The organism is Klebsiella sp. YJ (assembly GCF_002108615.1).
Taxonomy (GTDB): domain Bacteria; phylum Pseudomonadota; class Gammaproteobacteria; order Enterobacterales; family Enterobacteriaceae; genus Klebsiella; species Klebsiella planticola.
Map to the genome: position 1 here is coordinate 160,273 of NZ_MTEG01000007.1, position 13,791 is coordinate 174,063.

The 13,791-nt window shown below is 54.9% G+C and carries 11 protein-coding genes; 4 read left to right on the forward strand and 7 right to left on the reverse strand.

Going from position 1 to position 13,791, the window contains the following annotated elements; translation table 11 throughout:
• Nucleotides 1–114: 114 nt before the first annotated feature.
• On the reverse strand, nucleotides 115–1,548 hold the full coding sequence (locus BV390_RS09610) for a glycoside hydrolase family 32 protein (RefSeq protein ID WP_085396861.1): 1,434 nt from the start codon (nucleotides 1,546–1,548) through the stop codon (nucleotides 115–117).
• A gap of 18 nt (nucleotides 1,549–1,566) precedes the next feature.
• Complete coding sequence (locus BV390_RS09615; protein ID WP_004867177.1) at nucleotides 1,567–2,808, reverse strand: MFS transporter; 1,242 nt, start codon at nucleotides 2,806–2,808, stop codon at nucleotides 1,567–1,569.
• Nucleotides 2,809–3,052: 244 nt separating this feature from the next.
• On the opposite strand from BV390_RS09615, the gene BV390_RS09620 reads away from it, so the two are divergent.
• Nucleotides 3,053–4,048, forward strand: a complete 996-nt coding sequence (locus BV390_RS09620) for a LacI family DNA-binding transcriptional regulator (protein ID WP_032696717.1) — start codon at nucleotides 3,053–3,055, stop codon at nucleotides 4,046–4,048.
• On the opposite strand, the gene araE is transcribed toward BV390_RS09620, so the two are convergent.
• Together araE and kduD are read right to left on the reverse strand one after the other, a co-directional pair.
• Entirely contained in the window at nucleotides 4,049–5,467 is a 1,419-nt protein-coding gene (gene araE / locus BV390_RS09625) for an arabinose-proton symporter AraE (RefSeq protein WP_032696716.1), read from the reverse strand.
• A gap of 378 nt (nucleotides 5,468–5,845) precedes the next feature.
• Nucleotides 5,846–6,607 (reverse strand): 2-dehydro-3-deoxy-D-gluconate 5-dehydrogenase KduD, encoded by a 762-nt coding sequence (kduD, locus tag BV390_RS09630; protein ID WP_085396862.1) that lies wholly within the window; start codon nucleotides 6,605–6,607, stop codon nucleotides 5,846–5,848.
• A 537-nt stretch (nucleotides 6,608–7,144) separates the two neighbouring features.
• Here kduD and BV390_RS09635 point away from each other — a divergent pair.
• Entirely contained in the window at nucleotides 7,145–8,320 is a 1,176-nt protein-coding gene (locus tag BV390_RS09635; protein WP_085396863.1) for an oligogalacturonate lyase family protein, read from the forward strand.
• Nucleotides 8,321–8,603: 283 nt separating this feature from the next.
• Here BV390_RS09635 and BV390_RS09640 read toward each other — a convergent pair whose 3' ends face one another.
• From BV390_RS09640 to BV390_RS09650, 3 genes are all read right to left on the reverse strand, one after another.
• On the reverse strand, nucleotides 8,604–9,299 hold the full coding sequence (locus BV390_RS09640; protein WP_032690868.1) for an oligogalacturonate-specific porin KdgM family protein: 696 nt from the start codon (nucleotides 9,297–9,299) through the stop codon (nucleotides 8,604–8,606).
• A 253-nt stretch (nucleotides 9,300–9,552) separates the two neighbouring features.
• Complete coding sequence (locus tag BV390_RS09645; RefSeq protein WP_004867193.1) at nucleotides 9,553–10,731, reverse strand: acetyl-CoA C-acetyltransferase; 1,179 nt, start codon at nucleotides 10,729–10,731, stop codon at nucleotides 9,553–9,555.
• A gap of 105 nt (nucleotides 10,732–10,836) precedes the next feature.
• A complete protein-coding gene (locus tag BV390_RS09650) occupies nucleotides 10,837–11,718 on the reverse strand; it encodes a LysR family transcriptional regulator (RefSeq protein ID WP_032690867.1) in 882 nt (293 codons plus the stop codon).
• A 140-nt stretch (nucleotides 11,719–11,858) separates the two neighbouring features.
• Here BV390_RS09650 and BV390_RS09655 point away from each other — a divergent pair, with 140 nt between their 5' ends.
• Both BV390_RS09655 and BV390_RS09660 read left to right on the forward strand, forming a co-directional pair.
• Nucleotides 11,859–12,320 carry a multidrug/biocide efflux PACE transporter gene (locus BV390_RS09655; protein WP_032690866.1) on the forward strand — a complete coding sequence of 154 codons (462 nt, stop codon included), beginning with the start codon at nucleotides 11,859–11,861 and terminating at the stop codon, nucleotides 12,318–12,320.
• A gap of 135 nt (nucleotides 12,321–12,455) precedes the next feature.
• Nucleotides 12,456–13,685, forward strand: coding sequence for an amino acid permease (locus BV390_RS09660; protein WP_032690865.1), 1,230 nt, complete (start codon nucleotides 12,456–12,458; stop codon nucleotides 13,683–13,685).
• Nucleotides 13,686–13,791: the final 106 nt, after the last annotated feature.

Below are 13,791 nucleotides of genomic sequence, written 5' to 3' on the forward strand. Positions count from 1 at the left end.
TTTCTTATTATTTAATTAAATGAAATTTTTTATTTATGGATAAAACCGGCGACGACGATGACAATAATAACCCGCCCGTCGCCGCGGACGGGTTATTAACAACATTGAGTTTATTTATTCTAACTGCCAGGCGCCGCCCTCAGATAATAAAGCGGTACCGCTCCAGGCCAATAATGATAATTCCCGGCGGGAAGCGTCCGGATAAATACGGCTACTCAGGCAGGCCTCGCCATCATTGACGAAGACCTCAACCGAGGAGCTATCAAAGAACAGGCGCAGTTTCAGCGGCGCAGCGGCGGTGAGCGGTACGCTGCGTACGCCGCACAGGCCGTACTGCGGATAGTGGCGTTCGAGCACCAGACGCTGCATCTGCGCGTCAACGTAGACGCGTAGACCGTCGCCAAAGCTCAGTCCATATTGTTCGGCGGTGCTGTTGGCGCAGTCCCAGTGCAGGATAACCTCCATCGCATCGCAGTTTTCCACCATCAGCAACTGCTGATTCTTCACGGTGCTGACCGGCCACGGGAACCAGGCGCGACGCAAACACTCCACCTCTTTCGCCGGACGCATCTGCAGACGGTTGTCCTCACTCAGGCTCAGCTCACGCGGGAGAGAGAGCATTCCTGCCCAGCCGTCCTGCTGTTCCGGCATCGGTGATTCCCACATATCCAGCCAGCCGATGACGATACGGCGGCCGTCGGGCGTTTCGAAGCTTTGCGGAGCATAAAAGTCATGCCCGTGGTCCATTTCAACAAACTGACCTTCACGCGCAAAGCGCTGTCCGGACTGCCAGTCGCCGAGCAGGTAGCCGCTCTGGAATAAATTACGGTTCTCGTAGCCCTGCGCCGCCAGCCCCTGCGGAGAGAACATCAGCACGTGCTTATCGCCGAGGGTGAAGAAGTCCGGGCATTCCCACATATAGCCCATCTTCTCTTCCGCTTCGTCGAGGACCCCTTCCTCATGCCACTGATGCAGATCGTCCGAGCGGTACAGGCGCACCTGACCGGTATCGCCGACGCGGGCGCCGACGATCATGTACCAGCTGTCGCCGACGCGCCACACCTTCGGGTCGCGGAAATGATGCAGCCCCGGCGGCGTATCCAGTACCATCCCCTGACGCTCAAAGTGAATGCCGTCGCGACTGGTGGCCAGACACTGCACCTGATAGAGATTCTCTTCGTCGCTGGGATCGCCGTGGAATTTATGCCCGGTATAGATCAGCGCCAGCGTATCGCCGTCCACCACCGCCGAACCGGAGAAGCAGCCATCTTTATCCTCCGGCCCTTCCGGCGCCAGCGCCACCGGCAGGTGTTCCCAATGGACTAAATCCTTGCTGCGCGCATGACCCCAGTGCATCGGTCCCCACTGCGTGGAGTAAGGATGATGCTGATAAAAGGCGTGATACCAGCCGTCAAACCAGACCAGACCATTGGGATCGTTGATCCAGCCCGCACGGGCGGCGAGATGGTAGCGTGGGTACCAGCGCAGGTTTAACGCCTCGCGTTTCGCCTGCAGTTCCTGTTCAGCGTTAGCAACGGTATACATCATATTCTTCACTCTTTTCATTCAGATAGCGGAGGGTTGCGACATCATCGGATCCGAAGATGAGCGACTGGATCGCAACAAGAAAATGGAGATAAAGGTGGTGCAGAACACCAGCAGTCCCATAATCAGATAGGACTGGGCGAAGCCGTATTTCTCGTAGCTGTAGCCCGCCAGCGGCGACAGCACCGTGGCAATGACCGAGCTGGTGCAGGCAAAGCCCACCAGGTACAGCGTGGAAGAGAGGCGTTTATCAAAGTTTAAGCTGTTGTATTTAAAGATGGCGACCAGCAGTACCGGCAGCTCCACCGCATGGAGCAGTTTGGTGATGGAAATCAGCAGCGGCCCTTCCACCAGCCCGGAGGCCACCATACGTAATGCCATGACCATCCCGGCGAAAATCAGGCCGTTTTTCGCGCCAATACGGTTAACCAGCCACGGCGCGCAGAACATCCCGGCCGCTTCGAGGAACACCTGGAAAGAATTCAGGTAGCCGTACATCGCGTTCCCTTCCTGCAAGGTTGCGAACTGCGAGGAAAAGTAGACCGGGAACTGTTGGTCGTAGACGCCGTAAATGCAGGTCCCGACGACAAAAAAGACCAGCGCCCAGAAACGCGGCAGCGTCAGCAGACGCAGCGCATCCTCCAGCGTTACTTTGCCGCCCGAGATCGCTTCCTGCATGGCCTGCGGTGCGGAGGAGACCCGCAGCCGCGCCAGCAGAACAAAGAATACCAGGCCGGAACAGCTGGCGACCGCAAAGTTAAGTTTCGGATTGATGTTAAACAGCAGTCCGGCAAAAAAGGTCGCCACCGCCCAACCCAGCGATCCCCACATACGCGCCCGACCAAATTCAAACTGGCTCTGGCGCGCCACGCGTTCGGTATAGGATTCGAGAACCCCGATGCCGCCGTTAAAGGTTAAGCCGATATAGATCCCGCCAAAAATACTGCCGAGCAGCACGTTTATTTTCAGCAGATAACCAAACAGCAGATAGGCTGGCCCGGAGAGAATCAGTAGCACGGTGATATACCACAGCAGGTTTTTACGCAGCCCGAGCTTGTCCTGAATAAAGCCGTAACACACCTGGGCAAACAGCGCTGATACGGAAAGCACGGCGTAGATGATCCCGGTGTCCCCCGCCTTGAGCCCGACTTCCTGGTGCAACCAGATAGAGAGCAATGAGCCGGAAGAGGACCAGGTAACAAAAAAGAAAAACAGTAAGGCGCTGAGGAGCGGATAGCTGTGAGAGTGATGGGCTTTCATCATGACATTCTCGTGTAGGGGTAATGCATGCAATGGTAACGTTAACAAAAAACATAAATCATGCCGTTTTACTGAGATACATGATGTTAATCACAAAAGTTAACGTTAACATAACGAGGGTGCGATCGCGATCAAATAATCCGGCCCACGGAGAGAACACGGCATACGATAGAATATCGTATGATCCTTTTACATCAGCAACTTAGTTGTATAGCCTGTTGCATGCGGCAACGGTGGAGTGTGAAATATGGCATCCTTGAAAGATGTGGCAAAACTGGCAAACGTATCTCTGATGACGGTTTCACGGGCGCTGAACAACCCGGAACGTCTGAAACCCGAGACGTTGGCTCGCGTTCAGGCGGCTATCGAACAGACCAACTATGTCCCCGACCTGTCAGCCAAGAAAATCCGCGGCGCGCGCGCCACGCCGAATACCATTGGCGTACTGGCACTGGATACCGTCACCACGCCGTTTTCGGTTGAGATCACGTTATCTATCGAAGAGACCGCCCGCGCGCATGGCTGGAACAGCTTCGTGGTGAATATGTTTTCCGATGATAGTCCGGAAACCATCGTCGATCTGCTGCTCTCCCACCGTCCTGACGGTATCATCTACACCACCATGGGGCTGCGCCAGGTCCCCGTTCCGGCCAAGCTGCTGACGCTCCCCTGCGTCCTCGCCAACTGCGAAAGTCTTAACGACCCGGTCGCCAGCTATATTCCTGATGATGAGCAGGGTCAGTACGCTGCGGTAAAAGCGCTGCTCGCCGCAGGCTACCGTAACCCGCTCTGTTTACATCTCCCGGCCAACCATCTTGCCACCGTGCGCCGCCGCCACGGGCTGGAGCGCGCCTGCCGCGAAGCCGGTATCGATCCGGATACGTTGGTGCACAGCTATATGACCTGGGGCGATCAGCACTATCAAGATATTCCCGCCGTGGTGCAGGCCCATCTCCGCCGGGGGAAACCGTCGTTCGATTCGATTATCTGCGGCAACGATCGTATCGCCTTTATGGTCTATCAGACGCTGCTGGCGCAAGGATTGCGGATTCCGCAGGACGTTGCGGTGCTGGGCTACGATAATATGGTCGGCATTGGCGATCTGTTTTTACCGCCGCTATCGACGGTGCAGCTGCCGCACTATGACATCGGGCGCCTGAGCGCCTTGCATATTATTCACGGTGATAACCATCGGGAAACGGTACGCGTAGCCAGTCCGTGGCTGCCCAGAGCATCCTTGTGATTAATTACCGATATTGCGCAGCTTTTCGCCGGACATCAGTCGGCGCTCAATATGTTCGAGCGTGACGTTTTTGGTTTCCGGAATCAGCCAGAACGTCACGCCGATAAACGCCACGTTCAGCGCGGTGTAGAGCCAGAAGGTCCCCGCTGCGCCAATCGTATCCAGCAGCGTCAGGAAGGTGGCGCCGATAATCATGTTCGACACCCAGTTGGTGGTGGTCGAACAGGTGATGCCAAAGTCGCGGCATTTCAGCGGCTGAATTTCCGAACACAGGATCCACACCACCGGCGCGGCGCTCATCGCATAGCCTGCAATGCACATCATGGTCATGCCGACGGAAAGCCAGGACAGCCCGCTGGAGGCGGTACCGTTATCAAACTGCATCAGGCAGTAGCCCAGCACCAGCGTTCCGATAGCCATCACGCTAAAGCCGATTTTCAGCGCCGGTTTACGCCCCGCTTTATCGACGGTAAAGACCGCGATAAAGGTCGCAAACATAAAGGTCAGGCCCACTACCAGCGTGGCAACCATCTGCTGCTCGGTGGTGGTGAAGCCGGCCATTTTAAAAATACGCGGCGCGTAGTACATGATGATATTCATGCCGGTAAATTGCTGCATCGCCTGTAACAGCATGCCAAGGAAGACCGCGCGGCGGACGTTGCGATTGATCTTAAACAGCGCCCAGCCGCCTTGCTTAAGCTTCAAGCTTTCGCGGATTTCATTGAGCTCATCACGGGCTTTTTCCGAAGTATCGCGCAGCATACGCAGCACCTCTTCCGCTTCGACGTGGCGCCCCTTTTCAGCCAGCCAGCGCGGGCTATTCGGCAGGAAAATCACCAGAACCATCAGCAGGAGCGCCGGCAGCGCCAGAACGCCCAGCATCGCCCGCCAGTTACCGCTGTAGCTGAATGCGGTGTCGGACAGGAAGGCCATGACGATCCCCAGCGTCACCATCAGCTGATACATACTGATCATCTTACCGCGCACATTTTCACTCGCCATTTCAGAAAGATACAGCGGCGCGGTATACGAGGCGATCCCCACGGCGATACCGAGAATGATCCTTGCCGCCAGCAGCATTTCGACACTCGCGGCAAACGCCGATCCGACCGACCCGGCCACAAACAGTACCGCCCCCGCCATCAGACTGTATTTACGTCCCAGTCGGAAGGAGAGCCAGCCGTTGAACAGCGCGCCAACCGCCGCCCCGAGCATCATGCTGCTGACCACCCACTCCTGCAGCCGGCTGGATAAGACAAAATGGTCGGTAATAAAGGGCAGCGCCCCGGCAATCACCCCTATATCGAGGCCAAATAGCAATCCAGCCACCGCAGCGGCAATAGAGACAAACTGGTTCATGCGTCGGGTATCACGCTGGCTACGCGCCAGGACCGTCGTGCCGTCACTGATTGAGGTCATTTTTTTCCTGCCTGAGCAAAGTAAGACGTTCAGTGAAAGTACGCGATCGACGCGACAAAGTGTCAGGGAGGAGACGTCAAAGATATGGATTAAATAGCTGGAAGGAGTTGTTTTGTGATGGACATTAAACTTTCTATTATTGCCGTTTCATCAATCACTGTTTATTAACTCCCTTTATTTATTGGTATATAGCTGAAAGCATGACGAAATGATATGGACGATCTTCAAATTAAGAGCCATCTAAATATGGATAATTAATGTTCATTTTTTATCGCTGTTGCGCCGGTTGCCGCATGGTGAAGTGACCTGGCCCACCGCCGCCAGGCATAAAAAAACCCTGCCGTCACAGCAGGGTTTATCGCCTGTCGCCGCGCGAGCTTAGCGCGCCAGCCAGCCGCCATCGACCGCCACGGTGTAGCCGTTAATGTAATCCGATGCGCTGGAGGAGAGAAAGACCACCGGCCCTTTCAGATCGTCCGGTAAGCCCCAGCGCCCTGCCGGAATGCGGTCAAGAATTTCCGCGCTACGCTGTTCATCGGAGCGCAGCTGCTGGGTGTTGTTGGTCGCCATATAGCCCGGCGCAATCGCATTGACGTTGATGTTGTACTTCGCCCACTCGTTCGCCAGCAGACGGGTCACCCCCATCACGCCGCTTTTTGATGCGGTGTAGGACGGTACGCGAATACCGCCCTGGAAAGAGAGCATCGACGCGATGTTAATGATCTTGCCGCCGTTACCCTGGGCAATAAAGTGCTTCGCCGCCGCCTGAGACATAAAGAACACGGTCTTGATGTTCAGATCCATCACGTCATCCCACTCTTTCTCACTGAATTCAAGGGCATCCTGACGACGAATCAGACCGGCGTTGTTGACCAGAATATCGATATGACCGAATTCGGCAACCGCACGCTCAAGCAGTTGAGGAATACCGTCAATCTGGCGCAAATCGGCGGTCAGGCTCAGGAAACGACGTCCCAGCGCGGTAACACGCTCAATCGTTTCCACCGGCTCAACAATATTAATGCCGACAATATCGCAGCCCGCTTCGGCCAGACCGAGCGCCATACCCTGACCCAGACCGGTATCGCAGCCGGTGACAACAGCCACTTTACCCTGTAGAGAGAATGCATCAAGTATCATACTTTGTTCCTTAATCTTTCAGAGCCCGTACAACACAGGCAAGGTTCTATTTGTCCGATCCGCATCCCTCACGGTTGCTTACGCCAGGGAAAACGCTCTGGGTATTACCCACCTTAAAAATAAAACATAGTTTCGTTTTACTGGTGTCGACATCTTACCCCCGAGGAAAGGTGTTTTCAATTTTTATTAAAACAACGTTTCATATTTTCACCATCTATTTATCAAAAATGCAAAACCGATCACGGAGCGATGCGCAAGAAAAGATATAAAAATAATAAAATACAATGAGTTAATTTAACTTTGAAAAAGGACGGCAAAACGCAAAAAGTGGGCATGAAAACAAAGATCGCCTCGAGATGCCAGGTGACAGAGCGGTAAAACCGCGATCCAGAGCAACATTTTATGGCGAATTGCGCTCGTCATCACAAATAATGAAACGATGTTTTGATAAATTAACACTCATCTTTTAAATCAACCTCACCTGGCTACACGTCCCCTGCAGACAGGCGACATCGCGGGAAGGAAAAGGAGTACATCATGGCTAAAGGCATGCGGGTAAAATTGAATTATGCAGTCAGTCGCGATCCGGATACCGGCGCGGAGATCACCCGCTTAACCCCTCCGGAAGTAACCTGTCATCGTAACTATTTCTATCAGAAGTGTTTTTTTAATGATGGCAGCCACCTGCTGTTCGCCGGCGAGTTTGATGGCCACTGGAACTACTATCTGTTAAATATCGCGACAGCCGAGGCCGTTCAGCTCACCGAAGGCGCCGGCGATAATACCTTCGGCGGTTTTCTCTCACCGGATGACTCCGCGCTCTATTACGTTAAAAACGACCGTACGCTGCTGGAAGTCAACCTTTCAACCCTCCAGGAACGTCAGGTCTACCGCGTCCCGGATGAGTGGGTCGGATACGGTACCTGGGTCGCCAACAGCGACTGCAGCAAACTGGTCGGTATTGAGATTGCGAAAAGCGACTGGACGCCGCTCAACGACTGGCAGATTTTCCACGACTTCTTCCATAAAGGTCCGCACTGCCGTCTGCTGCGCGTCGACCTGCAAAGCGGCGAGAGCCGCGTTATTCATGAAGAGAAAAAATGGCTGGGTCATCCTATCTACCGCCCGTTCGACGACAACACCGTCGCCTTCTGCCATGAAGGGCCGCACGATCTGGTCGACGCCCGGATGTGGATGGTCAACGAAGATGGCAGCCACGTACGGAAAGTCAAAGAGCATGCCGAGGGTGAAAGCTGTACCCACGAATTCTGGGTCCCGAACGGTTCTGCGCTGATTTATGTCTCTTATCTGAAAGGTCAACAGGGACGGACGATTTATCGCTTCGATCCGGATACCGGCATCAATACCGCGCTGATGTCGATGCCCGCCTGCTCGCATCTGATGAGCAATTTCGACGGCACGCTGTTAGTCGGGGATGGCTCTGGTACGCCGGTGGATGTGAAAGATACCAGCGGTTACACCATTGATAATGACCCTTATCTCTATGTCTTTGATGTCGCGAAACAGGCTTACTTCCGCGTTGCCCGGCATGATACCTCCTGGGCGACGGTCGCCAATAGCCGCCAGGTCACCCATCCGCATCCTTCGTTTACGCCGGACGATGGCGCAATCTTGTTCAGCTCGGACAAAGACGGAAAACCGGCTATCTACATCGCGAAACTGCCAGCGCATCCGGAGATGCTGCAGGCGTAATATCCGTATCGTTTTTGAGTGTGTTTCTGTAACTGGCCTTGCCCTCCTTCGCGGAGGGCTTTTTTGTTTCATTACCGCCCGGCGGCGTATCTGAGGCAGGCAAAAGCCATTTTCTGCTCACCTTCTGTTGCACCCGTGCCGGTGAAATTTTCCGCGGCTCCTCTCAACAGCGCGAGCGGCAAACCTGCTTTCGCCAGAATCAGTGCTAAAGGACGCGCTGCCGGACGACAGCAACAGAAAACCCCGGCTAACGGCTCCGGGGTCATGACGGAAGAGGGTTTTATCAGAAGCTGTAAGCCACCCCGACGCGGAAACGGGTCTGGCGATCGCTGCGGTCATTCACCCCAACGTTGCCCACTTCACCATACGGCGCCCAGTTTTTGTCCAGCTTATAGGCCAGCTTCACGTTGTACTCCTGGGAGTAAGGCTTGTTGTCGTTGCGGTTCACCCCCTCGGAGCTGCGGGCATAAACATAGTTCAGCTCGGTACGCCAGTTGCCCATCACAAAACCGGCCCACGCATCGCCACGGTTCACTTTATCGTCTTCTTTGCCGGCGCTCGCCGGGTAGCGGGTATAGTCGTAGCGGTAACGGGCCGCCACGTAGAAACCATTATCGAAGCTGTATTGCACCCGCAGATTGGGTTTGTAGATTGAGCGGCTATCGTTGCTCTCAATATTAAACCCCGGCGTCACGGAGAAGTTCTGATTCGCCTTCCACTGCCAGCTAATGGTCTCTTCGTGGCCGTTGCCGACAAAATCTGAATACGGTTGCGAGGTATTATCGCCGCCTGACTTCCACTTTGCCTCAACGGAGAAGCCGAATCCGTTGGCAAAGCGATGGGAGACCGAGACGCGGTCGGCGTTGGTTTTATCTGTTTTACCTCCATCAATGAATTCATGACGCAAATCAACGGTGACAGCGGAAGCGGAAAACGCTGCGGCACAGAGAGAAGCAAGGGCCAGAGATCTTGCAAACATAGGGTACCCCTCAAAATTAAAATTATGTTTCTATTTTATGAAACTGCATTTTATTTTTTAAGGACGCATGTTTTAGTGATCGAGATCGTAATTATTTGTTTCAAAAAACATGGCACAGCAGGACGTGACAAAGCTCAACAAAAAAGGCCTTTATCACCCCTGTTTCGCTGAATTTTGCCGGGATCTGCGGGGAGAAAAGCCAATAAAAAAGCCTCCGCAAGGAGGCTTGAGAAGCAGGTAAAGCAAAGCGGGACTATGCGCGTTCTACCGCCAGCGCAACGCCCTGACCACCGCCGATACAGAGCGTAGCCAACCCTTTGCGGGCATCGCGTTTAATCATCTCGTGCACCAGAGAAACCAGAATACGGCAGCCGGATGCCCCAATAGGATGGCCCAGCGCAATCGCCCCGCCGTTGACATTGACCCGCCGCTCATCCCATTCCAACACTCGTCCCACAGAAATCGCCTGGGCGGCAAATGCCTCATTGGCCTCGATAAGATCGACCTCATCCAGCCGCCAGCCCGCTCTTTCCAGACAGCGGCGCGTCGCGTGTACCGGCGCGATCCCCATCAGGGCCGGATCGACGCCGACGCTGGCAAAAGCGCGGATCCGCGCAAGGATCGGCAGACCGAGCTCCTGCGCTTTCGATTCGCTCATCATCATTACCGCCGCCGCGCCGTCATTGATGCTGGAAGCGTTGCCTGCGGTCACTGAACCCAGCCGATCGAAGGTGGGTAGCAGACTGGCCAGCCCTTCGGCGCTGGCATCGACCCGCGGCTGCTCATCGGTATCAACGGTGCGCGGCGCCCCGTTCAGCTCGGTGGTCACCGGCACAATCTCATCACGAAAGCGCCCTGAATCAATCGCCCGCCGGGCCTTTTGCTGCGAACTCAGCGCCCAGGCATCCTGCAGCTCGCGGCTGATACCATATTCACGCGCCAGGTTTTCCGCCGTGACTCCCATGTGATAGTCGTTGAAAGCATCCCACAAACCATCGTGAACCAGGCTGTCAATCAGCTGGCTGTTACCCAGCTGAGCGCCGGTGCGGCTATCGGTGAGAACGTGCGGCGCCCGGCTCATATTTTCCTGACCGCCGGCAATCACCACGTCGGCTTCACCGCACTGGATTGCCTGCGTCGCCAGATGCAGCGCCTTCAGTCCGGAACCACACACGTCGTTAATCGTAATGGCAGAAACGGTATTCGGTAGACCGCCGCGGATCGCCGATTGACGGGCCGGGTTTTGCCCGGTCCCCGCAGTCAGCACCTGCCCGAGGATCACTTCATCAACACTTTGCGGGTCGATACCGGTACGTTCCACCAGAGCCTTGACCACGAGACTCCCCAACTCTACCGCGGAGTGGCGCGACAACGTTCCCTGAAAACACCCTATCGGGGTGCGCAACGCACCAACGATCACGACATCTTTCATCCTCTACCTCTGCCCTGCCTGTGCGCAAAGAAACAGCAACATAGTAGAGAATTGTTATCAAAAAATTTCGCAATTGTTTAAAAAAAGTGAGGCAAATCACAAAGATTAGCCCCGCGTTGCGGGTTCCTGGCGCTGTAAATGCTGACGCAGCCAGCTCCCGGCTTTCCCCGGTGGCGCCTTCTTATTCCACAGTAAATCAACGGAAATCGCCCGCGGCCAGCCGGGAATGTTCAGCGCCACCAGCGTGCCTGACCCGGCAAACTCTTCAACCAGCGCACAGGGTAAAATGCACCATCCCAGCCCCTGTACCGTCATGCTGAGCAGCAGTAAATAGTTCGGCGCCGACCAGACCTGGCCTTTCGCAGGCTCCAGCGAGCTGGCCAGAAAAGTGCTCAGGCGCAGTTCTCGCCAGCTATGCAGCTCATCCCAGGTGACCCGCCCCTGTGCCGCCAGCGGATGCGCGGGGGCCACGTAGATAGCCATCGCCGTTTGTAACGGCAGCCGGGTGCTGCCAATCTCCGTCGGATAGCTATCCCGGGCCTCAATCAGCCCCACCTGCGCGCGCTCCTTCTGCAACAGGTCAATGACATCCTCATCTTCCCCTATCAGGCATTCAAACTCGGTGTGGGGAAAACGACGATCGAACTGCTGCAGCAGATCCTCCAGCACATCCGGGTGCAGCGTGTCGGAGAGAACAAACGTCAGGCGCGCTTCCGTTTCATCAGACAGTGAAATAGCCAGCTCATCCAGCCGATCGCTGGCCGCCAGAATCGCTTTGACGTAACTCAGCACCTGTTCACCCTGCGGCGTCAGCGTGGGATGGCGGGTCGCGCGGTCAAACAGCGCGACGCCCAGATCGGCTTCAAGGTTTGAAATGGCGGTGCTGATGGTGGACTGGCTTTTGCGCAGCCGGCGGGCGGCGGCAGAAAAAGACCCGCAGGCCACGGCTTCAACAAATGCGGTGAGAGCTTCGGGAGAATAGCGCATGAACTATCTACTTTATCGATGGAATCTATCTTTTGTTTATCATATTTATCCATAAAATGCGGAGTAATTTCTCAGAATCTGTTCCCTCCCTGTCGCAGAGGAACCGGTCAGAGCAACGGCTTTTTCGGAGGTAGCAAGCCATGCAACAGAACCAATTTCAGCGTAAGACGCTGACAGAGCGCGTTATCCATGCGGTCAGTTTTGAAGGACTCGCCACATTAATTCTTGCCCCGACCGCCGCCTGGCTGATGCAGCGTTCGGTTCTTGAAATGGGTGGGCTGAGCGTGCTGCTCGCGACGCTGGCCATGGTATGGAACCTGATTTATAACGCCGCTTTTGACCGCCTGTGGCCGGTATCTCGCGTGGTGCGAACCCTGAAAGTCCGCGCGCTGCACGCCATCGGCTTTGAGTCCGGGTTTATTCTTATCGGGGTCACCGCCGTGGCACTGATTCTCGGGATCCCGGTGATCCAGGCGTTTATGCTGGAAATCGGCTTTATGCTGTTCTTCCTGCCCTACACCATGCTGTTTAACTGGGGATGGGATACCCTGCGCGAACGGGTACTGAAATATCGCCAGCAGCGGATCCTGGCACGCAGCTAACTGCTCTTCATCGCCGGGGAGGATGCCCGGCGATCCCCTGCCTTATTTGTCATCCGAAAGTATCGCAACGGCACATTCATTGTTGTGGTAAATTACACTCCTTTTTTTTGGTCTTACGGTTGATAAATTCACACAATGTCTAAAATTTGGTCTAAAGAAGAAACTCTTTGGAGTTTTGCCTTATATGGCACTGCCGTAGGCGCTGGCACTCTGTTTTTGCCGATCCAGCTGGGGTCTGCTGGCGCCATTGTTCTGTTCATCACCGCGCTGGTCGCCTGGCCGTTAACCTACTGGCCGCATAAAGCACTGAGTCAGTTCATTCTCTCCGCGAAAGTTGCGCCCGGCGTCGGGATCACCGGGGCGGTTAACCATTACTACGGCAAGAAAGTGGGTAATCTGATCACCGCACTCTATTTCCTCGCCTTCTTCGTGGTAGTTCTGATTTACGCCGTGGCAATCACCAACTCGCTCGCCGAGCAGCTGGCAAGGCACATGCCGATTACGCCCGCCGTTCGCGCCATGCTAAGTCTGGCCGTGGTCATGGTGTTGAACCTGATCTTTTTGATGGGCCGCCATATCACAATTAAGGTGATGGGTTTTTTGGTGTTCCCGCTGATTGCCTGCTTCCTGTTCTTGTCGATCTATTTAATCGGCGACTGGCAACCTGAGCACCTCACCAGTCAGTTGCAGCTGACCTCACATACGTTCCACCAGGTCTGGATCTCGATCCCTGTGATGGTTTTCGCTTTTAGCCATACGCCAATCATTTCAACTTTTGCTATCGATCAGCAGGAGAAATATGGTGATCTGGCTATGGGTAAATGCAAAAAAATCATGAAGGTGGCCTATACCATCATCTGCGCCAGCGTGCTGTTTTTTGTCTTCAGCTGCCTGCTGGCGATACCGGTCTCCTATATTGAAAGCGCACGCAACGAAGGGGTGACCATTCTCTCCGCGCTGTCGATGATGCCAGGCTCCCCGGCGTGGCTGGCGATAACAGGCATCGTGGTCGCCGTCGTGGCCATGTCGAAGTCATTTCTCGGCACCTATTTTGGCGTGATTGAAGGCGCCAGCGAAATCGTGAAAACGTCGCTGAATCAGGTCGGCATTCGTAAAAGCCGCGCCTTTAACCGCGCGATGTCGATTCTGCTGGTCTCAACGCTGACGTTCATAGTTTGCTTCATCAATCCAAACGCCATTTCCATGATCTATGCCATCAGCGGTCCGCTGATCGCCATGATCCTGTTCATCATGCCGACGCTGTCGACCTACATTATTCCCGCACTCAAACCCTACCGTTCAGTGGGTAATTTCATCACCCTGGTGGTCGGCCTGCTGTGCGTTTCGGTCATGTTCTTTAGCTAATTTTCCCCTCTGCGGCGGCGGTTATCACCGCCGCCGCACGTTCTGCCAATATTCCTGCCATCCGGACTTCCTCGCCAGGTTTACACTTAGGGTTTGCACACCAGTG

What these genes read in the sequence shown, in the direction of transcription:
- BV390_RS09645 (WP_004867193.1), bottom strand. Translation starts at nt 10,731, where the DNA reads ATGAAAGATGTCGTGATCGTTGGTGCGTTGCGCACCCCGATAGGGTGT.
- BV390_RS09640 (WP_032690868.1), bottom strand. Translation starts at nt 9,299, where the DNA reads ATGTTTGCAAGATCTCTGGCCCTTGCTTCTCTCTGTGCCGCAGCGTTT.
- BV390_RS09610 (WP_085396861.1), bottom strand. Translation starts at nt 1,548, where the DNA reads ATGATGTATACCGTTGCTAACGCTGAACAGGAACTGCAGGCGAAACGC.
- araE (WP_032696716.1), bottom strand. Translation starts at nt 5,467, where the DNA reads ATGACCTCAATCAGTGACGGCACGACGGTCCTGGCGCGTAGCCAGCGT.
- kduD (WP_085396862.1), bottom strand. Translation starts at nt 6,607, where the DNA reads ATGATACTTGATGCATTCTCTCTACAGGGTAAAGTGGCTGTTGTCACC.
- BV390_RS09655 (WP_032690866.1), top strand. Translation starts at nt 11,859, where the DNA reads ATGCAACAGAACCAATTTCAGCGTAAGACGCTGACAGAGCGCGTTATC.
- BV390_RS09615 (WP_004867177.1), bottom strand. Translation starts at nt 2,808, where the DNA reads ATGATGAAAGCCCATCACTCTCACAGCTATCCGCTCCTCAGCGCCTTA.
- BV390_RS09650 (WP_032690867.1), bottom strand. Translation starts at nt 11,718, where the DNA reads ATGCGCTATTCTCCCGAAGCTCTCACCGCATTTGTTGAAGCCGTGGCC.
- BV390_RS09660 (WP_032690865.1), top strand. Translation starts at nt 12,456, where the DNA reads ATGTCTAAAATTTGGTCTAAAGAAGAAACTCTTTGGAGTTTTGCCTTA.
- BV390_RS09635 (WP_085396863.1), top strand. Translation starts at nt 7,145, where the DNA reads ATGGCTAAAGGCATGCGGGTAAAATTGAATTATGCAGTCAGTCGCGAT.
- BV390_RS09620 (WP_032696717.1), top strand. Translation starts at nt 3,053, where the DNA reads ATGGCATCCTTGAAAGATGTGGCAAAACTGGCAAACGTATCTCTGATG.